The sequence below is a fragment of the Flavobacterium erigeronis genome, from assembly GCF_054075165.1.
In genome coordinates, this window is record NZ_JBSKGP010000005.1 from 304,630 (window position 1) to 326,048 (window position 21,419).

Annotated in this window: 18 protein-coding genes; 9 read left to right on the forward strand and 9 right to left on the reverse strand. The window is 35.4% G+C overall.

Annotation, left to right across the window (positions count from 1 at the left end; all coding sequences use genetic code 11):
- Positions 1-106 precede the first annotated feature (106 nt).
- Positions 107-736, forward strand: coding sequence for a DUF4230 domain-containing protein (locus ACWA1F_RS12240; protein WP_456893974.1), 630 nt, complete (start codon positions 107-109; stop codon positions 734-736).
- A gap of 558 nt (positions 737-1,294) precedes the next feature.
- Here the strand turns inward: ACWA1F_RS12240 and ACWA1F_RS12245 are convergent.
- The 3 genes from ACWA1F_RS12245 to ACWA1F_RS12255 form a co-directional block, all read right to left on the reverse strand.
- Positions 1,295-3,052 carry an aromatic amino acid hydroxylase gene (locus ACWA1F_RS12245; RefSeq protein ID WP_456893975.1) on the reverse strand — a complete coding sequence of 586 codons (1,758 nt, stop codon included), beginning with the start codon at positions 3,050-3,052 and terminating at the stop codon, positions 1,295-1,297.
- Positions 3,053-3,187: 135 nt separating this feature from the next.
- Complete coding sequence (locus ACWA1F_RS12250; RefSeq protein ID WP_456893976.1) at positions 3,188-3,631, reverse strand: hypothetical protein; 444 nt, start codon at positions 3,629-3,631, stop codon at positions 3,188-3,190.
- A gap of 75 nt (positions 3,632-3,706) precedes the next feature.
- Positions 3,707-4,117 (reverse strand): group III truncated hemoglobin, encoded by a 411-nt coding sequence (locus ACWA1F_RS12255; protein WP_306158515.1) that lies wholly within the window; start codon positions 4,115-4,117, stop codon positions 3,707-3,709.
- A gap of 374 nt (positions 4,118-4,491) precedes the next feature.
- Between ACWA1F_RS12255 and ACWA1F_RS12260 the strand changes: the two genes are divergently transcribed.
- Positions 4,492-6,909, forward strand: a complete 2,418-nt coding sequence (locus tag ACWA1F_RS12260; RefSeq protein WP_456893977.1) for an RICIN domain-containing protein — start codon at positions 4,492-4,494, stop codon at positions 6,907-6,909.
- A gap of 79 nt (positions 6,910-6,988) precedes the next feature.
- On the opposite strand, the gene ilvA is transcribed toward ACWA1F_RS12260, so the two are convergent.
- The 5 genes from ilvA to ACWA1F_RS12285 all read right to left on the reverse strand — a co-directional run bounded on the left by ilvA (position 6,989) and on the right by ACWA1F_RS12285 (position 12,844).
- Positions 6,989-8,233 (reverse strand): threonine ammonia-lyase IlvA, encoded by a 1,245-nt coding sequence (gene ilvA, locus ACWA1F_RS12265; protein WP_456893978.1) that lies wholly within the window; start codon positions 8,231-8,233, stop codon positions 6,989-6,991.
- 388 nt (positions 8,234-8,621) lie between these two features.
- The gene (locus ACWA1F_RS12270) at positions 8,622-9,161 is read right to left on the reverse strand and encodes a DUF4136 domain-containing protein (protein ID WP_456893979.1); all 540 of its coding nucleotides are present in this window, start codon (positions 9,159-9,161) and stop codon (positions 8,622-8,624) included.
- 29 nt (positions 9,162-9,190) lie between these two features.
- Positions 9,191-11,167, reverse strand: a complete 1,977-nt coding sequence (locus ACWA1F_RS12275) for a urocanate hydratase (protein WP_456893980.1) — start codon at positions 11,165-11,167, stop codon at positions 9,191-9,193.
- Positions 11,168-11,678: 511 nt separating this feature from the next.
- Positions 11,679-12,653, reverse strand: coding sequence for a 2-hydroxyacid dehydrogenase (locus tag ACWA1F_RS12280; RefSeq protein WP_456893981.1), 975 nt, complete (start codon positions 12,651-12,653; stop codon positions 11,679-11,681).
- An 11-nt stretch (positions 12,654-12,664) separates the two neighbouring features.
- Complete coding sequence (locus ACWA1F_RS12285; RefSeq protein ID WP_095928730.1) at positions 12,665-12,844, reverse strand: DUF5522 domain-containing protein; 180 nt, start codon at positions 12,842-12,844, stop codon at positions 12,665-12,667.
- Positions 12,845-12,958: 114 nt separating this feature from the next.
- On the opposite strand from ACWA1F_RS12285, the gene ACWA1F_RS12290 reads away from it, so the two are divergent.
- The 4 genes from ACWA1F_RS12290 to hemL all read left to right on the forward strand — a co-directional run bounded on the left by ACWA1F_RS12290 (position 12,959) and on the right by hemL (position 16,469).
- Entirely contained in the window at positions 12,959-13,294 is a 336-nt protein-coding gene (locus tag ACWA1F_RS12290; protein WP_456893982.1) for a hypothetical protein, read from the forward strand.
- Positions 13,291-14,199 (forward strand): 1-aminocyclopropane-1-carboxylate deaminase/D-cysteine desulfhydrase, encoded by a 909-nt coding sequence (locus ACWA1F_RS12295; protein ID WP_456893983.1) that lies wholly within the window; start codon positions 13,291-13,293, stop codon positions 14,197-14,199. Before ACWA1F_RS12290 ends, ACWA1F_RS12295 begins: the two co-directional genes overlap by 4 nt.
- On the forward strand, positions 14,192-15,091 hold the full coding sequence (locus ACWA1F_RS12300; protein WP_306158532.1) for a glucosaminidase domain-containing protein: 900 nt from the start codon (positions 14,192-14,194) through the stop codon (positions 15,089-15,091). Before ACWA1F_RS12295 ends, ACWA1F_RS12300 begins: the two co-directional genes overlap by 8 nt.
- Before the next feature lie 91 nt (positions 15,092-15,182).
- A complete protein-coding gene (gene hemL, locus ACWA1F_RS12305; protein WP_456893984.1) occupies positions 15,183-16,469 on the forward strand; it encodes a glutamate-1-semialdehyde 2,1-aminomutase in 1,287 nt (428 codons plus the stop codon).
- A 41-nt stretch (positions 16,470-16,510) separates the two neighbouring features.
- Here the strand turns inward: hemL and ACWA1F_RS12310 are convergent, their stop codons facing one another.
- The gene (locus ACWA1F_RS12310; protein WP_306158536.1) at positions 16,511-16,951 is read right to left on the reverse strand and encodes a hypothetical protein; all 441 of its coding nucleotides are present in this window, start codon (positions 16,949-16,951) and stop codon (positions 16,511-16,513) included.
- A 285-nt stretch (positions 16,952-17,236) separates the two neighbouring features.
- Between ACWA1F_RS12310 and ACWA1F_RS12315 the strand changes: the two genes are divergently transcribed.
- Genes ACWA1F_RS12315 through ACWA1F_RS12325 form a run of 3 tightly spaced genes read left to right on the forward strand, consistent with a single transcriptional unit; the run spans position 17,237 to position 21,397 of the window.
- Entirely contained in the window at positions 17,237-18,709 is a 1,473-nt protein-coding gene (locus ACWA1F_RS12315) for an MFS transporter (protein ID WP_456893985.1), read from the forward strand.
- 18 nt (positions 18,710-18,727) lie between these two features.
- Positions 18,728-20,320 carry a magnesium transporter MgtE N-terminal domain-containing protein gene (locus tag ACWA1F_RS12320; protein ID WP_456893986.1) on the forward strand — a complete coding sequence of 531 codons (1,593 nt, stop codon included), beginning with the start codon at positions 18,728-18,730 and terminating at the stop codon, positions 20,318-20,320.
- 27 nt (positions 20,321-20,347) lie between these two features.
- Complete coding sequence (locus tag ACWA1F_RS12325) at positions 20,348-21,397, forward strand: MFS transporter (protein ID WP_456893987.1); 1,050 nt, start codon at positions 20,348-20,350, stop codon at positions 21,395-21,397.
- Positions 21,398-21,419: the final 22 nt, after the last annotated feature.

Sequence of the window (21,419 nt, forward strand, 5' to 3'; positions counted from 1 at the left end):
TCTCAAAGAGATTAGCGAAAATTCGTGAATTCGTGGCGAAAAAAGAAAAAATTTCGTGGCGAAAAAAACTAAAAAATAACTAAATTGGCCTAAAATATTTTAGAGAATGCAAAACTTGATCAAGAGAATTATAGGTGTCGGTGTTATTGTTTTACTGATTGTTCTGGCTTTTAAATATTGCCAATTCAAAAAAGAAGACGATTCTGATATCGAATACAATACCAATTTGATTCAGCAGCAGATTCTTAACGTTGGAAAACTAGTAGTTACCGAAGGTCATTTTTCTGAAGTTGTGACGTATAAAAACCAGCAGAAGTACTTTCTAGATATGATTTCTTTTGAAAAGAAAGCGCTAATTGTGGTCAATGCCGATGTTACAGTTGCTTACGATTTGCATCAAATGAAATATGATATTGATGAGAAAAACAAAACCATCACGATTTTAAATATTCCTAAAGAAGAAATTAAAATCAATCCCGATATTAAGTTTTATGATGTAGAACAAAGCAAACTGAATCCGTTTACGGGAGACGATTACAATAAAATCAACAAATCGGTAAAAGCTAATCTGGCAAAAAAAATCGAAAATTCACCTCTTAAAAAGAATGCCCAAAACCGACTAATCAGCGAGTTGTCTAAGATTTTAATTCTAACCAATTCAATGGGTTGGAAACTTCAATACAACGGAAAAACTATCGAATCTGAAAAAGAATTTACAGAAGATCTTAAATTGTAGGCTTTTGCCACGAAGACGTTAAGGCACGAAGTTTTTGTTTTTAAAAGATAAAAGTTCAAAGCAGCAGAGCTACAAAGATTTTCTCTCAATCTTGTCATTTCGATTTATATAATAAAGCAAAATGTTTTTTTTAGGAGCTAATCCCGCTATACGTTACAATCTTTTTTATTTTTAAAGAAAAAATAAAAAAGGATTTCCACTTCTATCGGGGCTAGGATATCCATTTCATAAAAGTTTTCGTTTTTTATCAGAAATGACAACGTTGAGTGAAAACTCTGCAACTTCGCGACTTTGCGAGATTAAAAAAATCTGCGCACATCAGCATAAATCAATAAAAATCTGCGTGAAATAAAAAACTGTGCGACTTCGCGACTTTGCGAGATTAAAAAAATCTGCACACATCAGCTTAAATCAATAAAAATCTGCGTGAAATAAAAAACTTTGCGACTTCGCGACTTTGCGAGATTAAAAAAAATCTGCACACATCAGCATAAATCAATAAAAATCTGCGTGAAATAAAAAAACTTCGCGTCTTAGTGCCTTCGTGGCAAAAAAACTTTAAACTTTCGCAGTAGAAAAAATCAAATCCAAACCGCCAGAAATCAAGTGAGCGACTTCACGACGTTTTGCTTTCAATTGCTCTAAATGATTTAATACTTCTTGTAATAATTCCGTTTCATTAGAATCTCTTAGAAGTTCAACTATTTCGACAGAAAGCAGCCAGTCATTTTTATGATTTTCTTTTAATTTGTTAAAGATATTTTGAAGTTCCGTTTTGTTTTCTTTGTTTTCACGAATGGTACGAACAGAAGCATATAAAATCTCCAATTCGTCACGTTCATCCGTATGTTTTGCTTTGATTGTTTTTGTTGAAGGAACGATATTAATTAAATCAAAACTATTGACATCAGCTGGACCAGAAAAAGCAGAAATCACTTTTTTACCAATCGCCATATCATAGTTGCCCCATTCTGGTTGGAACAAAATCGTTTCGCCGTGAGTTACAGTACAATTTCTAAAACTGATTAGAATAATTTCTCCATGTAAATTTCGTGATCCCGTAATGATTTCACCTTCGACTATAATATTGCCTTCAAATTCCAGTTTTACAGTTTCATTTTCAACAATGCTATAAGCTTGCAAATCCTTCGGACTCATATCTTCAATTGCCAGATTAAACCCTTTCAATTTCCCAATCGGACTACCAAATCCGTGTGGATGGGTTAGAGTTCCGTGGCCGACTAATTCTTTTTCGCGGTAAGAAAGTGCTGTTTTTCCAGTAGTTTGAATATAAACAGGTTTATGATCTTCTTCAATTACATTGGTAAAAACTCCTGAAATTTGTAAACCAGTACTCAATTCAATTGTTCCTAAAGCATTTGATTGGATCAATTTCTGAATTCCAGAAAGTCCCCCAGTTCGCAAAGCCATTTTATTAGCAAACTCTTCTAAAATCAAACTCAAATGAGAAAAAGTAGGAGTTACATAAAGCTGAGGCTGTAATTGCGTAATATCAAAATTCTGATTGGCTGCCGAAATATCATAAGGAATTTTCTTCACATTATCGGTCATGCAATGGGCGCTTTCGCCAATTGAAGAAAGCAATCCCGCACCGTAAATTTTCGGATTTTCAACAGTTCCAATCAATCCATATTCAACTGTCCACCAATGCAGGTTTCGAATTTGAGCCATTTCAGATAATTCGCCCATATCATTTTGCAAATCGGCAACTGCTTTTTCAGCTTCGTCGATTTTTTCCTGCGGCGTATCTTCTGCTTCTTTTAGAATAGAAAGCAGACGAATCGCTTCGTACATCTGATAATCTTTATCCGAAGAAATCGCTTTGCATCCAATTTCGCCAAAACGTCTCAAATATTCAGCATATTCAGGATTGGCAATAATAGGAGCGTGGCCAGCACCTTCGTGAATAATATCTGGAGCTGGAGTATATTCAATATGTTCTAATTGTCTAATGTCTGAAGCAATCACCAAAACATTATACGCTTGAAATTCCATAAAAGCATTTGGCGGAATAAATCCGTCAACGGCAACCGCAGCCCAGCCTATTTCGCTCAGAATTCGGTTCATGCCGTACATGCTCGGAATAGAATCAATTTCGATTCCTGTTTTGCGTAAACCTTCCAAATAAGAATGATGTGCAACCTTAGAAAGATAATCTACATTTTTACGCATAACATATCGCCAAACCGCTTGATTGATAGGAGTGTAATCGCTATAATCTTGAGGTTTAATAAATTGCTTTAAATGCTTAGGCAATCGCTCTAATAACGGATTGGTTTCAATATTTGGATTCATTTCGCAAACGATGTAGATTAGATTGTAAAATTACGAATTTACAGCTCGATTTTTTACCATCTATCACAAAATTTTTATTCGAAAGTGGGTTTTGTTGCGTTTTATTGATTTTGAAGCTTTACTAAAAAAGTGTTTTTAACAATCGTTATTGTCAAAACTTACTCTTTCCATTTCGCTGGTATATTTTTCAATCTCTTTTTTTGTCATTGAAACTTCTTTCAATTCAATTTTCAACTGTTTTTTGGTGTCGGGACTAATCCATAGACCGGAAAAAGTATTGCCAACCTTCTTTAAAATCAAAACACCGCTGAAACCGTGTTCGACCATAACAAATTCATTTTCAACCTTTTTATTTTGAGTGATATAGACCTGAATCCATTTGTTTGATTTATAACGATACATTGAGGCATAATCCAGTTCGGCATTACATTGGTTTTCACTTGTTTGAATATATAATGTAATGGGAGTTTTTCCGTCAAAAGTTCCTTTGTATAGATTAGAGGCAGGAGTTTGAGATTGTGCTTTTGATTGACTTAAAAAAGAGAAACAGATAATAATAAGTAGGATTACTTTTTTCATAAATAAAAGAATATAGATTTGGGTTAATTCATTTATTCAAATATAAAGCTCTGGTTGTTATTTGAAAGAAAATTTCTAAGATTTTTTTGTTGAGTTCCTAAGCTCGTTCTCTGCATTTCTAAAATATTCAATTTTATGGCTAAACATAAAAGCCATATTGGTTGCGCGCATTTTGGCTTCTTCCGTAATTGGCCCTGCAAACTGGGCATCAATTGTAGAATTAAAAATGGCAATCCAGCGGTCAAAATGGGTTTTGTCTACAGGCAATTGCTTGTGTGGCGGAAATGGAGTTCCAGAATAAGCGCGAACATCAAACAAAATGGTTTGCCAGAAACCATACATTTTTTGTAAATGCGGCTCCCAACGATCTTGCAGTTTGTCATTAAATATTGGACCAATTAAATCGTCTTTTCTAACATTAGCATAAAAGCTGTTTACCATTTGCTGAATGTCTTCTATAGTAGAAATATCTTTTAAAGCTGTCATTTTATTGTATTTAAGGTAAACTGCAAAAATACAGTTTATCTTTCTTTTGCTTAACTGATAATTGTCATATACCCTTTAATTGCTGGCAAAATGACAATTTGTAAGGATTTGTATAGATTTTTTATTTTATGATGAGTTATTGCGATTTTTAACGGTAAGTTTTTTATGATTTTTTATATTTTAAAATATTGTTTTACAGTATTTTGGAAAACAATTCGATGAGTTTTTGTTATATCAATTTTTTTAAATTGATGTGTATTTGTAAAGTTTAAAAAATAAGAATGCTGCAAAAATACTCTTAATATTGTGATGTTTTAGTAAAATAAAACGGATTAAATGAGAAAAAACTAATTATCAAACCAAAACCACAAAAAATGCACAAAACTACTCAAACACCTACAGATCGGGTATGTAAAGCGTTGAAACTTGTATGTTGCAGTACGCTTTTATTTATGAACAGCTTAAATGCTCAGACGGTAACTCCTTGGATAACCTCAGGAGATCAAAGTAAACTGCTTCAACAACAGTCAACAGTAAGTTTCGGAACCAATTCAGGAACCAATCCTTCAACTGTAACAGTAAATGCAGGAACTACTTATCAAACTATGGACGGCTTCGGATACACCCTTACCGAAGGAAGCTGCGAAGTTATTGCTGGAATGGCCACCACTCAGCAAAACCAATTACTGAATGATTTATACAACCCTACTACTGGATTAAACGCTAGTGTAGTTCGTATTAGTATTGCCGCTTCAGACTTAAGCAGTTCTTCCTACAGTTACAATGAAACTTCTGGAGATACAAATATGAACAATTTTAGCTTAAATGGACCAGATTTGACCTATTTAATTCCGATCATTAAAAAAATCCAGCTGATAAATCCAAACATTAAAATTCTAGCAACACCATGGTCAGCGCCAAGATGGATGAAAACGAATGGTTCATGGATAGGAGGAAGTCTGCAGACACAATATTATGCGGCTTATGCAAAATATTTTGTAAAATACCTTCAGGCAATGCAGGCACAGGGAATTCCGATTTGGGCCATTACTCCTCAAAACGAACCTGAAAATCCGCACAACGAGCCGAGTATGCTGATGAATTCTACAGAACAAAAGAATTTTATCAATCAGCAATTAGGGCCTCAAATGGCGGCAGCTGGTTTCGGAAATGTAAAAATTATTGCTTTCGATCATAACTGCGATAATACAGCTTATCCAATTGATGTTTTAAATAACAGCAGTTATGTTGATGGCGCTGCATTTCACTTGTATTTAGGGAACATTTCAGCAATGTCAACGGTAAAAAATGCTACTAATAAAAACGTTTATTTTACAGAACAATATACGGGTGCCGGAGGAAATTTTGGCGGTGATTTTGGTTGGCACATGCAAAATGTAGTTATCGGAAGCACAACAAACTGGTCTAAAACAGTTTTAGAATGGAATGCTGCTAATAATCCAAGTATGGGGCCGAGAACACCTGGAGGCTGCACTACTTGTTTAGGAGCAATTACCGTAAACAATAGTACCAGTTATACTAAAAATGTGGCGTACTATATTATTGGTCAAATTTCAAAATTTGTTAAGCCAGGTGCTGTGCGAATTGCAGCTTCAAGCTCAAGCGGAAGCATTCTTTCTGTCGGTTTTAAAAACCCCGACGGGTCTACCGCATTGGTAGTTTACAATTCAGGCGGATCATCCAATACGATAAAAGTGGTTTCAGGATCGTCAGCATTCAACTATGCAGTTCCAGCTTCTTCTGCGGTGACATTTAATTGGGGAGTATCAAATCCGGTAGCAGTTACAGGAGTTAGTGTAAGCCCAACCTCTGCGACAATTGCGGCAGGGCAGTCACAGCAATTAACCGCGACTGTTTCGCCAAGCAATGCCACAAATAAAGCTGTTAATTGGAGTTCAAGCAATACTTCAGTTGCGACAGTAAATTCAAACGGATTGGTGTCTGCAATTGCTGCAGGAAATGCTACAATTACGGCTACAACTGTTGATGGAGCTAAAACGGCTACAAGTGCGATTACAGTAACGGCTGGCTCTACAGGTTTTCCAGGTTATTACAATATTATTTCTAGAAACAGCAATAAAGGTTTAGATGTTGCAGATAATGCGACAACAAGCGGAAGCAGAATTCAGCAATACGATATTACAAACGGAGGAGGAAGCAACCAGCGTTGGAAATTTGTTTCTGACGGAAGCGGCAATTATTACATCATCGTAAAATCAACAGGAATGTATTTGGCTGTTGAAAATAATGGAACTGGCGATGGCTTAAAAGTACAGCAGAAAAGCTTCTCAGCTTCAAACGAATTTAAATGGACGGTAACAAGTCTTGGTACTGGATATTATAAAATTATAAATGTAAACAGCGGCAAATCGCTAGATGTGGAGAATGTTTCTACAGCAAATGGCGCTAACATTCAGGTTTGGGCTTATACTGGAGGTTTAAATCAGCAGTGGCAATTGGTGCAAGTTGAATCTTCGGCTGCAAAAAGTGCTTTGGCAGTAGAAACTGTTGCAGTTGAGAATACAAGTTCAAATGATATGACGGTTTTTGTCGATGAAGCAGACGATGCTTTAAAAATTGCTACCAATCACGAAGGAGATGCTGATGTTCAGATTTTCAATATCACTGGACAGCCAGTTTTAAAGAAGAATGTAAATTTTGTAAAAGGAAATCAAGCTAAAATCGAAATTTCTAGATTGCCAAAAGGCGTTTACATTGTAAAAGTTAATGATAGTAAAGGTTCTTATTCGAAAAAGATCTTGAAGCAATAATTACATCCACAATTCAATTAGTAATTTGTATTGAATTTGAAAAGGCTGCCATCCCATCTGGCAGCCTTTGTTTTTTATTTTAGCCAATCAATTGTGTAAACAAATCCTGATTGTCATTTAGGTACTGAAATTCAAAACCATTTTCGGTCATTTTCAGTTTGATTGGCATAATATCATTTTTGTTTTTCAATTCTAAACCAACCACAACAGAACCTACTTCGCGGCTGTTTTTCTTAGCAAATTGAAAATAAGTGATATCATCGTCTGGACCTAAAATATTATTGACAAATTCTTTTAATGCTCCAGGTCGTTGCGGGAACTGAATCATAAAATAATGCATCAAGCCTTCGTAAAGCAAAGAACGCTCTTTTATTTCGGCAGTTCTTTCGATATCATTATTGCTTCCGCTGACAATGCAAACCACATTTTTGCCTTTAATTTTTTCTTTATAAAAATCCAAAGCAGCAATTGTCAAAGCGCCTGCAGGTTCCACAACCATTGCTTCTTCATTATACAGTCTTAAAATGGTAGTGCAAACTTTGCCTTCTGGAACCAGAATAATATCTTCTAGATTGTATCGGCAGATTTCAAAAGTTTTATCGCCAACTTGTTTTACCGCTGCGCCATCGACAAATTTGTCAATTGTTTTTAAAGCGGTATTTTTATTCTCTTCGATTGAAGTTTTCATAGAAGGCGCTCCTTTGGGTTCAACCCCAATTATTTTGGTATGCGGACTTAAATGCCTGAAAACTTCAGACAAACCAGATGCCAGCCCGCCGCCGCCGATGGGAACAAAAACATAATCGATTGGCTCTTTAAAACTTTCTAAGATTTCTAATCCAACAGTTCCTTGCCCGGCAATTACTTTTTCATCATCAAAAGGATGGATAAAGGTTTTATGATTTTTGATGGCATCTGCTGTTGCAGAAGCATAAGCATCATCAAAAGTATCTCCTGTTAAAACAATTTCGACAAACGATTTTCCGAATAGCTGTACTTGTTTTACCTTTTGCTTTGGAGTGATTTTTGGCATGTAAATTTTACCAGGAATCTTTAAAAGATTGCAGGAATAAGCAACACCTTGCGCGTGATTTCCAGCGCTAGCGCAAACAATTCCGTTGGCGCTTTCTTTTTCATTTAAAGAAGAAATCTTATTGTACGCACCCCGAATTTTATACGAACGAACAATTTGTAAATCTTCTCTTTTTAATAAAATAGTAGATTCAAATTCGTCTGAAAGATTTAAATTTTGAGTCAGGGGAGTGGCAGCAACGACATCCTCGAGCTGCTTTTTTGCGTTTAATACTTCGTTAAATAAATTCATAGTGTTTAGGTTTTTTTTGCCACAGATTAAAAGGATTACAAGGATTTTTTAATCTGTGTGAATATTTTTTTTTAGCCACGAATTCACGAATTTCTATGATTTCATCTTCAGAAGGAAATCTGCAGAAAAATAATCTGCGAAAATTTGTGCAATTTGTGGTTGAATATTTTTTTTCGTCAAACAGCAAAAAAAATTCGTGAATTCGTGGCTAACTTTTTATCATTAAAAATAAAAAACCTCCCAATTGGGAGGTTTCTATACATTATATTTTACATACTTATATAACACCTCGCCACTACTGCTGAATTGCAATAATGCTAATAATAGCGATAATAATGTTAGTATAGTTTTTCATTTTTCTAGCTGATTGAAAAGCAAATGTAAATAATTATTTTTTTACTGGCGGATATTGAGCCAAAATTTTGCCTACAAACTCAGCAATTCTTTCATCTTTTTTATCGATGTTTCTTGTCAAAGTTCCAACACCTTCACCTTGCCAGATCATTTCTTTCTTTTTAGCATCGATCAAATCAATGTATAAAGTTCCTTCTGTAGAAGTAGAAACAGTTGTCTGGTTTCCTCCGTACATCATCCACGGATTCCAACCCCAGCCCCAGCCGTAACCCCAGCCAGCACTAAATTGGTTTACATCTACCTGCTCTCTCGATTTTGTGAAAATGTTTATCAATAAATCTGGATTTTCGCTTTTGGTAAAACCTTTAGCCTGCATCTGGTCATCAATAGCGCGTAGAATTCTTCTTTTGTCTAAATCTGATATTTCAACCTTGTCAATTCCGGGCTTAAAATAAGCGTATGTTTTATAAGGTGCAAAATCGACAGTTTTGTCATAATCAGAATAAACAGTCACAGTACTGCATGAAGTAAGTACCAGCAGCAGTAAAAACGGAATTAACTTTAGTGTTTTCATATATTCAAAAATTAAATGTTCAGTTTTAGTTAAAGCAAACTTTCGTCAACTAGATTTGGTAAAGTCACTTTTAATAAAGGCTCAACTTCCATTGCACGTTTTATAGCAAAAACAGCACCTTCATTGCGAGCCCAGCTTCTTCTTGAAATTCCGTTGTTAACATCCCAGAAAAGCATTGATGCTAAACGCTTTGAAGCCTCAGTAGAACCATCAAGAACCATACCAAAGCCACCATTTATAACCTCTCCCCAGCCAACTCCGCCGCCGTTGTGGATTGATACCCAAGTTGCTCCTCTAAAGCTGTCTCCAATTACATTATGAATCGCCATATCGGCCGTAAAGCGAGATCCGTCATATATATTTGAAGTTTCTCTATACGGAGAATCGGTTCCCGAAACATCATGATGATCGCGTCCTAAAACCACAGCACCAATTTCGCCTTTTGCAATCGCCTGATTAAAAGCTTCGGCAATCTTGATTCGACCTTCTGCATCGGCATAAAGAATACGAGCTTGTGAACCTACTACCAATTTGTTTTCTTGTGCACCTTTAATCCATTTAATGTTATCCTGCATTTGCTGCTGAATTTCATTTGGAGCCGTTTTAGCCATTTCTTCTAAAACTTCACATGCAATGGCATCCGTTCTTAATAAATCTTCAGGTTTTCCAGAAGTACAAACCCAGCGGAAAGGCCCAAATCCGTAATCGAAACACATTGGACCCATAATATCCTGAACATAACTTGGATATTTAAAATCGATATTATTTGGAGCCATAACATCAGCTCCAGCGCGTGAAGCTTCTAATAAAAAGGCATTTCCGTAATCAAAGAAGTATGTTCCTTTTGCAGTATGTTTATTGATTGCATCTGCATGTCGGCGTAAAGATTCCTGAACTTTTTCTTTGAATAGTTCTGGATTTTCAGCCATCATCTTATTAGCATCTTCAAATGAAATTCCGACTGGATAATAACCGCCAGCCCAAGGATTATGCAATGAAGTCTGGTCTGATCCTAAATCAATTTTGATATTTTCTTTATCGAAACATTCCCAAACATCAACCACATTTCCTAAGTAGGCAATAGAAACCGTTTCTTTTTTGGCTTTCGCCGAATGTACTCTCGCAACCAATTCTTCGGTAGAAGTCACCACTTCATTAATCCAACCTTGTTCGTGACGAATTTTTGTAATCTTCGGATTTACCTCAGCACAAACCGTGATACAGCCTGCAATATTTCCAGCTTTTGGCTGCGCGCCCGACATTCCGCCAAGACCAGAAGTTACAAATAAACTTCCTTCTGGATTTTGTTTTATCTTTCTAAAACCGTTTAAAACTGTAATGGTTGTTCCGTGTACAATTCCCTGTGGGCCAATGTACATATAACTTCCCGCTGTCATTTGTCCGTATTGAGAAACGCCTAACGCGTTCATTTTTTCCCAATCATCAGGTTTAGAATAATTAGGGATTACCATTCCGTTAGTTACAACTACTCTCGGCGCTTCTTTATGCGAAGGGAATAATCCCATAGGATGACCTGAGTACATCGTTAAAGTCTGCTCATCTGTCATTTCAGACAAATATTGCATCGTCAATAAATATTGCGCCCAGTTCTGGAAAACCGCTCCATTTCCGCCATACGTAATTAATTCATGCGGATGTTGCGCAACGGCATAATCCAGATTGTTCTGAATCATGTGCATGATCGCTTTTGCCTGCAATGATTTTCCAGGATATTCATCGATTGGTCTCGCGTACATTTTATAATCTGGACGAAGACGATACATATAAATACGCCCGTAAGTTTCTAATTCTTCTGAAAATTCAGGAATTAATTCGGCATGATGTTTTGGATCGAAATAACGCAAAGCATTTTTCAGTGCCAGTTTTTTTTCTTCAGCCGAAAGAATTTCTTTTCTTTTCGGAGCATGATTTATTGCCGGATCATATGCTTGCTTTGGTGGTAATATTGAAGGTATTCCTTGTTGTATTTGTTCTTTGAAAGTCATTTTTTTTTAAAGGTGCTAAGTTGCTGAGGTTCTAAGTTTCTAAGCTTTAGATTCTTCGAGCAAATGTTTTGTTGTTTTTAAATAATATGTCGCCCCGCTGGGGCTCAAATTCTTGCTGGCTATTTTTTTCTATAAATATTTAACTCCTCTGGAGTTTTAAGCCTTGGAAAGGCGAAATATTTATAGAAAAATCATATCCCTAAACAAAAAGCTCCAGCGGAGCGAAATATCAGATTCTCAATTGGAATTTGGTTCCGAAGCCTCGGGATAAAAATTGGAATTTTCCAATAATTATCTAATTCACAAATTGTCACATTTTCTAATTAAAAAACTAGGGATAACGGATATCCGACCGATGATACGACTTATAAATCGTAATCTTAAATTTTCTTGAACGAATATCCATGTCTATATTTTAGATTTTAGATTGTTGATTTTAGATTGGAATTTGGAATTTAAAAAATTGGAATTTTAAATAATTATCCAATTCTCAAATTGGCACATTTTCTAATTAAGAATAAACTTCCTCATTTACACAAAACGGCATTTTCTTATTTTCAAAAAGCGCAATTATATTTTGTGCGGCACAAACTGCCATTCCGTTTCTAGCTTCGTAAGTTGCTGAACCAATATGCGGTAAAACACAACAATTTGGAAACGACAATAACGGATTGTCTGACTTCATAGGTTCCGGGTTTGTAACGTCAAGTCCTGCTCCCCAAATAATATTGTTAGTTAAAGCTTCGAATAAATCTTCTTCATTTTGAAATTTTCCTCTTGCTGTGTTGATGAAAATCGCATTATTTTTCATTTTTGCGAAAGCATCTTTATTGAAAATCTCATTATTTTCTTCGCTATAATTAGAATGAATGCTCAAAACATCACTTTGTGAAAGTAAAGTTTCAAAATCTACTAATTTCGCATCCAACTCCTTTTCAGCGATTTCATTATGAGAACGATTATGATAAATAATATTCATTCCGAATGCGGCTTTGCATTTTTTAGCCATTTCAAAACCAATTCTTCCTAAACCGAAAACTCCGAGCGTTTTGCCATAAAGTTCCTGTCCTAAATTGGCTAACGGATCAAAACTTCCCCAATCATCATTTAGAATTCTTTTATGATTAAAGAATGATTTTCTTGCCACGCTTTGCATTAATAGAAAGGCAACATCAGAAGTAGCTCGGCTTAAAACATCTGGCGTATTGCCAACAGGAATTTTTCGTTTATTTGCTGATGGAATATGAACCGAATCAAATCCAACAGAAAACAAAGCAATTCCTTTTAAATTCGGGCATTGTTCAAAAAAATCTTCATCCAATTTATTGGTTCCAACATTCAAAAGAGCATCATTTTCCTGACAGATTTGTATAAATTCTTCTCTTGATAAAACATTTTCAGTTGGGTTTACAGTAAAGTTAATTCCTTTTTCTTGAAGCAATTTAATGCCAGCTTCTGGTATGTTTTTATTGATGAAAACCTTCATTTTGTGGTATTCTAATTTTTATTTATTCTTCCTGTTTTTTTATCATATCCGTACGGACAATGGCGGCAGCCACTTTTGCAGCAATAACCGCGTTTTAAATGGTGTTTTTCGGTAAAGCATTTATAACCTTCGGGCGTATAGTAAAAATCTTCGCCTTCGATTAATTTATTTTCATTACTTTGCTCTTTCATAAATCTGCTTCGCGTTCTTTTTCGAATAACTAAAATCAAAAATAAAAATATTTGATTATGATTTTATTGAAATCGAACAATTTTATAGCTACAAATTTATAAATTTTACAGCCAATGTTTCTGATTGTTGCTAAATATTTAATTCCGAAAGGATATCGAGGAATGGCTTTATTTCCTTTCGTTTTGGTTAAATATGATTTTGATAAAGCAAACGGAGCATTCGTTAATCATGAAAAAATACATTTAAGACAACAGCTTGAAATGCTAGTTCTTCCGTTTTTTATCTGGTACATTTTAGAATTTTTTATTCGTCTGATTCAATACAAAAGCAAAGATTTAGCGTACCGAAATATTAGTTTTGAAAGAGAAGCCTATACTAAAGAAACGGATTTAAATTATCTAAAAAACAGATCTTTTTTCCAATTTCTGAATTACATAAAATCAAAATGAATCCAGTTTTCAATCAATCCATAAACATTCAGTTTCCGAACGCTATTTCTTTGACCATAAAGCGCGAAGATTTAATTCATCCGTTTGTTTCAGGAAATAAATTCAGAAAACTGAAATACAATCTTCTTCAAGCGAAAGCCGAAAATAAAAGAACGTTGCTGACTTTTGGCGGTGCATTTTCCAATCATATTGCAGCGGTTGCTTATGCCGGAAAAGAACAAGATTTTAACACAATCGGAATTATTCGCGGGGACGAACTTTTAGATAAAATAGAAGAAAATCCAACCTTAAAATTTGCTCAGGAAAACGGAATGAAATTTGAATTTGTTTCGAGAGAAGAGTATCGATTAAAAAGCGAAAACTCTTTTATAGAAAAACTAAAAGAAAAGTTTGGCGATTTCTATTTGGTTCCGGAAGGCGGGACAAACGAACTGGCGGTAAAAGGCTGTGAAGAGATTTTGACCGACGAAGATTCTGTTTTTGATTTCGTTTGCTGTGCGGTTGGAACAGGCGGTACGATTTCGGGATTAATTAATAGTTCGCTGCCAAATCAGAAAATTTTGGGCTTTCCAGCGTTAAAAGGTGACTTTTTAACCGATGAAATTCGTATTTTTGCAAAAAAAGATAACTGGAATTTAATTTCTGACTATCATTTTGGAGGCTATGGCAAGATAAATTTAGAATTAATTGAATTTATTAATGCTTTTTTTGAAGAAACAAAAGTGCCTTTAGATCCAATTTATACAGGAAAGATGGTTTTTGGCGTTATAGATTTAATCGGTAAAAATTATTTTCCTGCACATTCAAAAATTTTACTCATTCACACAGGCGGATTGCAGGGAATTGACGGAATGAATATAAAGTTGAAGCAGAAGAAATTACCAATACTTACAACCAATGATTAAAAAAATTGTATTACTTCTCGTAATATTAGCTTTAGCAAGCTGCTCTTCTAGTAAGCCTGCCATCGCGACGACTAAAAAAGCGGCTGCAGTTCAATCTAGAACAGCTGCTACAAAAAGAGGCACTCCCGCAAAACCAATCGGTAAAAATTATCCATCTACAAATAATACAACAGAGGTTATTCAGTCAACTTCAAAAACAGTTGTAACCAGCGATTTAATCAATAATTATATTCTGCAGTATAAAGAAATTGCGGTAGGAAACATGAAAACGTACGGAATTCCGGCAAGTATTATTCTAGCGCAGGGAATTTTAGAATCGGGTGCAGGACGCGGTGATTTGGCTGTTGAAGCTAATAATCACTTCGGAATTAAATGCCATAAAGATTGGTTGGGCGAAAGTGTTCGTCATGATGATGATTCTGCTCAGGAATGTTTTAGAAAATATCCTCAGGCTTCCGAATCGTATAGAGATCACGCTTTATTTTTAGTAGGCAAGAAAAGATATGAATCGTTATTTACCTATGAAAAAGACGATTACAAAGCTTGGGCAAAAGGCTTAAGAGCTTGCGGTTATGCAACAGATCCAAAATATCCAGATAAACTAATTAGTTATATTGAGCGTTACAATCTGCATCAATACGATTGTCAGGTTACAGGAAAAAACTATGTGCCAATTAATACTTCGGCTCCAACAAGAAGTTCATCTTCAGTAGCTATTTCCGATCCTAAAATAAATATGAATCCTTATGACCCGAATTTATACGAAGTTCAAAAAGGAGATACACTATATTCAATTTCAAAAAAATTCAATTTATTGGTTGAAGATTTAAAGAAAAAAAACAATCTGACTGATAATGCTATTTCGATAGGACAGAGGCTGAAAGTAAAATAAGTGTTCAGTTTTTTAGTGTTCAGTCTCAGTGGCAGTTTTCAGATTCAGTTTGAATCAATCTAAAATCTAAAATCAGAAATCTAATATTATAATGTTATATAAAAGAAGTAGTCAGCTTTTTGCTGAAGCAGAAAAAGTAATTCCGGGAGGAGTAAATTCACCAGTAAGAGCGTTTAAAGCCGTTGGCGGAACTCCGATTTTTGTAAAAAGTGCTAAAGGTGCTTATTTATATGATGAAGACGGAAATAAATTAATCGATTATATCAACTCTTGGGGACCAATGGTTTTAGGTCACGCGTATCAGCCCGTTGTTGATGCTGTGATTGAAAAAGCGAAACTGGGAACTTCATTCGGAATGCCAACTGAATTGGAAACTGAAATCGCTGCTTTGGCCGTTTCTATGGTTCCGAATATCGATAAAATTCGTTTTGTAAATTCAGGTACAGAAGCTTGTATGAGTGCGATTCGTTTGGCTCGCGGATTTACAAAAAGAGATAAAATCATCAAATTTGCTGGCTGTTATCACGGACATTCTGATTCATTCTTGATTCAGGCAGGAAGTGGCGCTGTAACTTTTGGTTCGCCAAACAGCCCTGGAGTTACAGAAGGAACTGCAAAAGATACTTTGTTAGCAAAATACAATGATTTAGAAAATGTAAAAACATTGGTTGAAGCTAATAAAGGAGAAATTGCCGCTATTATTATTGAAGCCGTTGCCGGAAATATGGGATGTATTGTACCAAAAGAAGGATTCTTGCAAGGTTTAAGAGATTTGTGTACTGCAAACGGAATTTTACTGATTTTTGATGAGGTTATGACAGGTTTCCGTTTAGCTCGCGGTGGTGTTCAGGAATTATATGGCATTGATGCCGATATCGTGACTTTCGGAAAAGTTATCGGTGGCGGACTTCCAGTTGGAGCTTTTGCTGCACGCGAAGAAATCATGAATTATTTAGCACCTCTTGGACCAGTTTACCAAGCGGGAACATTATCTGGAAATCCGTTAGCAATGGCGGCTGGATTGGCAATGTTAAAAGCACTAGATTCTGATAAAGAAATCTTTACTCGTTTAGAAGAAAAAACAGCTTATTTAGAAGCAGGAATTGACAGGGTTTTAAAAGCGAATAATGTTGTTTTCACAATCAATAGAGTGGGTTCTATGATTTCTGTTCACTTTGATGCAAATCCAGTTATTGATTTTCAAACTGCAGCAAAAGGGGATAACGAAACATTCAAAAAATTCTTCCACGGATTATTGCAAGAAGGTGTTTACATTGCGCCGTCAGCATACGAGACGTGGTTTATTACAGATGCATTGACTTACGAAGATTTAGATTTTACAATCAATGCGATTGATAAAGTATCTAAAACATTTTAATACAAAAAGGAGGCTTTAAGCCTCCTTTTTTTTACTGCAAATTAATCATTGCTTTTTCTATGTTCTTTTGCTTTTTCTCGCATTTTGTCTTTTTTCTCTTCTTGCAAGCTTTTCCATTTTGTGTACTGATCAGCTTTTAAGATCGATTTCATTTTAGCATCGTTAGCCGCAACTTCATCTTCCATTTGTTTTTTGAAAGCTGCTTTTTCTTCAGCAGTAGGTTTTACATTGCTGTCTTTTCTTTCTTTGCGTGCTTCTTTAAATTTCTCTGCTTTAGCACTTCTGTCAGCCAAAAGTTGTTTCACTTGAGCTTGCTGATTAGCATCTAAACTTAATTCAGTTGTCAATTTTTGAAGCTGTTTTTCATTACGTTGTTCCGGAGTCATTCTTTCTTTGTGCTCACGTGATGGTTTCTGATCTGTTTCTTGTGCAAAACTTGCTATTCCAACAAATAACATAGCCGCGATAAATAATTTTTTCATGTTAAGTTTTTTTAATTGTTATACCGATTAGACTTTAGGAATAGAAACAGGTTTAATCTGACTTTTAAAATTATAGATTATTTAACAAATTGAAGATCAGTTCTTTTTAAGAATGAGTTTAAATAAGATTAATATTTCGCTAAATATAGAATTGTAAGTGTTTTACTTAAGATATTTTTTATAATTTTAGAAAACTATTGCTATTCAGTTATTTACGAATGGCTTTTTTAGGTTATCCATATTTCAGTAATAGATTTTCAAAAACATAATTTAATACTTTATTCTATGGCAGATCTTTCCTTATCGCATCGTATTCTTTTTTTAAACACTCTAGCATTTACAATTTGTTTTGCCTGCTGGACACTTAACGGAGTACTGGTTACTTTTTTGGTTGATAAGGAAATTTTTGACTGGAATGTTGTGCAGATTGGATGGCTTTTAGGAATTCCCGTGCTTACAGGATCGATTATGAGATTGCCAGTAGGAATTTTAACTGATAAATACGGCGGAAAAATAATATTTTCTGTATTGCTTTTACTGTGTTCCATTCCGCTTTTTCTTTTGCCTTTTGCTAATTCATTCTGGAGCTTTGCCGTTCTGAGTTTTTTCTTTGGTTTAGTAGGAACAAGTTTCGCTGTTGGAATTGGCTATACTTCAATTTGGTATCCAAAAGAATGGCAAGGTAGAGCTTTGGGAATCTTTGGAATGGGAAACGCTGGTGCAGCAATTACTACTTTCATTGCACCTACTTTATTAAATAATTTTTCCGAAAAAGATCCAGTAAACGGCTGGAAAATGCTCCCGATTATTTATGGTGCTTCGCTCGTAATTATAGGTTTGTTATTCATTGTTTTTGCTAAAAATAAGACCAATCAAGGTGTTTCAAAAACAATGGGCGAACTGCTTTCTCCATTAAAGAAAACTAGGGTTTGGCGTTTTGGAACGTACTACTTTTTAGTTTTCGGTTTTTTTGTTGCCTATTCGCAATGGCTGCTTCCTAATTTTATGAATGTTTACGGTACAACTCTAGTAATGGGTGGAATGTTTGCTACAATGTTCAGTCTGCCTTCTGGTATCATTAGAGCTTTTGGAGGTTATCTTTCAGATAAATTTGGAGCAAGAAAAGTGATGTATTGGGTGCTCGGATCTTCCATAATTATAAGTTTTCTGCTCATGTTTCCAAAGATGGAAATATTTACCGCTGGGCCTGGCGTTCTGGCATCAAATAACGGAACGGTTACAGAAATCGCTGCTGATAAAATTGTCGTAAATGGAAAAGTCCATCAAATTACGGCTAAGAAAGAAACAGATACAGAAAATAATGCTGTTTTTCCCGTGAAAAACTCTTGGCAGGAAATCGTTGTCAAACAAAATCAAGAAGTTAAAAAGAAAGAATTATTAGCGCGAGGAATTACTCAGATCAACTTCAGCGCCAATCTTTGGGTATATCTTGTTTTGGTGATACTTATCGGTATTTCGTGGGGAATTGGAAAAGCGGCAGTCTATAAACATATTCCCGAATATTTTCCTAATGAAATTGGAGTTGTCGGCGGAATGGTCGGTCTTATTGGTGGGTTAGGCGGTTTCTTTGGACCGATAATCTTTGGCTACTTACTCGATTATACTGGACTTTGGACCAGTTCATGGATTTTCATTTTTATACTTTCTGTGCTCTGCCTTTTATGGATGCATAGGACAATCATTAAGGCTATGAGAAGGAAATCACCAGATTTTACAAGACATATAGAGGATCATTAATTATAAAAAAGGAAAAAAATGAAAACTTGGTTAGACAAATGGGAACCAGAAGATGAAACCTTTTGGAATAATGGCGGAAGTAAAATAGCATGGCGGACACTGATAATTACTACAGCAACGCTAACCTTGTCATTTGCTTCTTGGTTTATGATGAGCGTTATTGCTGTAAAATTACCAGGCTTAGGCTTTAATTTTTCTAAAGATCAGCTGTTTTGGCTAACCGCAATTCCAGGGATAGCAGCAGGATTTCTTCGAATCATCCACACCTTTATTTTACCCATATTTGGTACAAGACATGTAATATCATTTGCAACACTGCTAAAATTAATTCCCGTAATCGGAATTGGTTTTGCTATTATGAATGTAAATACGCCATTTTGGGTTTTTGCAGTTTTAGCTTTTACAACAGGTTTTGGCGGAGGAGATTTCTCTTCCTACATGCCCAGTACAAGTCTGTTTTTTCCGCAGCGATTAAAAGGAACGGCTTTGGGTTTACAGGCCGGAATTGGAAATTTTGGGGTTTCAATCGCGCAATTCGTAACACCTCTCATAATCGGTGTTGGAATTTATGGCGCGGCATCTACTTTTACAAGTGTTGATCCTAAAGAGACGTTGGCACTTTTGCAAACATCAAGTTTAGAAAAACAAAAAGAAGTTTTTGCCACTTTTGATGTAGAAATGCAATCAAAAATACTTGCTAACATAAAGCAAGATGTCAAAGATTCAGTAAGTAATGCCGTAAACTCTACTGATAATGTAGCTATTTTTAACGCCTTACCTATAAAAGCAAAAGCAAAAGCCATTGCCAATGCAAATCCGAAATTGGCTGAAAAAATCTTAGATAACATTAAACCTGATAATACGGCAGTTAAAAAATCAGAAATCTACTTGCAGTCGGCAGCATTTTGGTATGTTCCCTTTTTAATAATTATGGCAATTTTAAGCTGGTTTTATTTAAAAAGTATTCCAATGATGGCGTCTGTAAAAGAACAGATGGATATTTTTTCCAATAAGCATACTTGGTATTGTACCATTACCTATATCATGACTTTTGGAACTTTCGCAGGTTTATCGGCAGCTTTTCCTTTAATGATAAAATTTCTTTATGGAGATTTTCCTAATCCGCCAGATCCTTTGGTATATGCATTTTACGGTCCATTATTAGGTTCAGCCAGCCGAATTGCGTTTGGATTTGTTGCAGATAAAGTTGGCGGAGCAATTTTAACTACCATTACAGGTCTGGGAATTTTAGCGGGATCGATCATTTTAGTAACGCAAGGATTAGTTGCGCCTGCAAGTATGGAGCAGTTTCCACTTTTTGTAACGGTAATTCTAGCCATGTTCTTTTTTACAGGAATTGGAAATGCGGGAACCTTTAGACAATATCCAATCATTTTTAAAGAAAATGCGCGCCAAGCTGCAGGAGTTATCGGCTGGACAGCTGCAATCGCGGCTTTTGGACCATTCATTTTTTCTAAATTAATAGGGAATAATATTTCTGCAAATGGTACTGTAAATCAGTTTTTTATTGGAGTTGCTTTATATACTGTATTGGCAACGGCTATCAATTGGTGGTTTTACAATCGTAAAAATTGCGAGAAGCCAAGTTAATAGGCAATCATTAAATTTTAATTTAAGATGAAAGAAAGAACATTTAATACGAAAGCGTTATTAATTGCAACGGCAGCTTCGGTTTTTATGCTTGTATTGGTTTTTTATGGATCAAGAAAACTGCAGAATTTTGATGCTGCTTTAGTAACTTATCTCTTCGGAACTCTATTTGCATTTTTTGGAGTTGTCTATCGATATACCGTTTGGCTGCAGCGCCCGCCAACGTGGATGTATTTTAAACGCGGGATTCATTTTTTATTTACAGGAAAAGTATTCTCGCATTTATGGTTTCTGACGAAAGAATCGGTGGAGAATATTGCTTTTCAAAAATTTATTTATCCTAGAGGGAAATACCGCTGGATAGCACATTTCTGTATTGCAATTGGCTGTTTATCTGCTTTTGCCATAACTTTTCCACTGACATTTGGATGGATTCATTTTACTTTGGCACCAAATTCCATTTCAGTTTACGAAGCCCATTTTTTTGGTTTTAAAGTGATGGATTTTGAATTGGGTTCCATAATGGCATTTTTGACTTTTCATGCCCTAAACTGGTCATCTTATTTGGTTATAATTGGTTCTCTTTATTATTTGAGACGCCGTTTAACTAATCCAGGGTTAATTGCCACACAAACCTTTGAAGGTGATTTACTGCCACTTCTTTTATTGATTGCAATTTCGGTTACAGGTTTATGCCTAACATATTCCTATCAGTTTATGAAAGGATTTGCGTATGATTTTCTGGCTGTAATTCACGCCGTAACGGTTATTATGTTTCTGATTTGGATTCCGTTTGGAAAATTCTTTCATATCATTCAGCGTCCCGCTCAGATTGGAGCGCATATTTATAAAAAAGAAGGAATAAAAAAAGGAATGGCAATCTGTCCCGAAACAGGAAAGCCTTTTGCCACACAGCTACATATCGATGACTTAAAAATAGTGACAAAACAATTAGGTTTTGATTTTAGTGATGATGAAGGCAATTCGCATCTTGACTTAAGTCCAGAAGGAAAAAGAGACCGTCTGGCAAAAGCACATTTAAAAGCAAGATTAGAAGGCGGAAATTTATTTGGATAGGAAAAAAAGTTTCAGGTTTCAA

Bases quoted from the DNA above. Each gene is read 5' to 3' on its own strand.
- ACWA1F_RS12240 (WP_456893974.1), top strand. From the start codon at position 107: ATGCAAAACTTGATCAAGAGAATTATAGGTGTCGGTGTTATTGTTTTA.
- ACWA1F_RS12245 (WP_456893975.1), bottom strand. From the start codon at position 3,052: ATGAATCCAAATATTGAAACCAATCCGTTATTAGAGCGATTGCCTAAG.
- ACWA1F_RS12250 (WP_456893976.1), bottom strand. From the start codon at position 3,631: ATGAAAAAAGTAATCCTACTTATTATTATCTGTTTCTCTTTTTTAAGT.
- ACWA1F_RS12255 (WP_306158515.1), bottom strand. From the start codon at position 4,117: ATGACAGCTTTAAAAGATATTTCTACTATAGAAGACATTCAGCAAATG.
- ACWA1F_RS12260 (WP_456893977.1), top strand. From the start codon at position 4,492: ATGCACAAAACTACTCAAACACCTACAGATCGGGTATGTAAAGCGTTG.
- ilvA (WP_456893978.1), bottom strand. From the start codon at position 8,233: ATGAATTTATTTAACGAAGTATTAAACGCAAAAAAGCAGCTCGAGGAT.
- ACWA1F_RS12270 (WP_456893979.1), bottom strand. From the start codon at position 9,161: ATGAAAACACTAAAGTTAATTCCGTTTTTACTGCTGCTGGTACTTACT.
- ACWA1F_RS12275 (WP_456893980.1), bottom strand. From the start codon at position 11,167: ATGACTTTCAAAGAACAAATACAACAAGGAATACCTTCAATATTACCA.
- ACWA1F_RS12280 (WP_456893981.1), bottom strand. From the start codon at position 12,653: ATGAAGGTTTTCATCAATAAAAACATACCAGAAGCTGGCATTAAATTG.
- ACWA1F_RS12285 (WP_095928730.1), bottom strand. From the start codon at position 12,844: ATGAAAGAGCAAAGTAATGAAAATAAATTAATCGAAGGCGAAGATTTT.
- ACWA1F_RS12290 (WP_456893982.1), top strand. From the start codon at position 12,959: ATGTTTCTGATTGTTGCTAAATATTTAATTCCGAAAGGATATCGAGGA.
- ACWA1F_RS12295 (WP_456893983.1), top strand. From the start codon at position 13,291: ATGAATCCAGTTTTCAATCAATCCATAAACATTCAGTTTCCGAACGCT.
- ACWA1F_RS12300 (WP_306158532.1), top strand. From the start codon at position 14,192: ATGATTAAAAAAATTGTATTACTTCTCGTAATATTAGCTTTAGCAAGC.
- hemL (WP_456893984.1), top strand. From the start codon at position 15,183: ATGTTATATAAAAGAAGTAGTCAGCTTTTTGCTGAAGCAGAAAAAGTA.
- ACWA1F_RS12310 (WP_306158536.1), bottom strand. From the start codon at position 16,951: ATGAAAAAATTATTTATCGCGGCTATGTTATTTGTTGGAATAGCAAGT.
- ACWA1F_RS12315 (WP_456893985.1), top strand. From the start codon at position 17,237: ATGGCAGATCTTTCCTTATCGCATCGTATTCTTTTTTTAAACACTCTA.
- ACWA1F_RS12320 (WP_456893986.1), top strand. From the start codon at position 18,728: ATGAAAACTTGGTTAGACAAATGGGAACCAGAAGATGAAACCTTTTGG.
- ACWA1F_RS12325 (WP_456893987.1), top strand. From the start codon at position 20,348: ATGAAAGAAAGAACATTTAATACGAAAGCGTTATTAATTGCAACGGCA.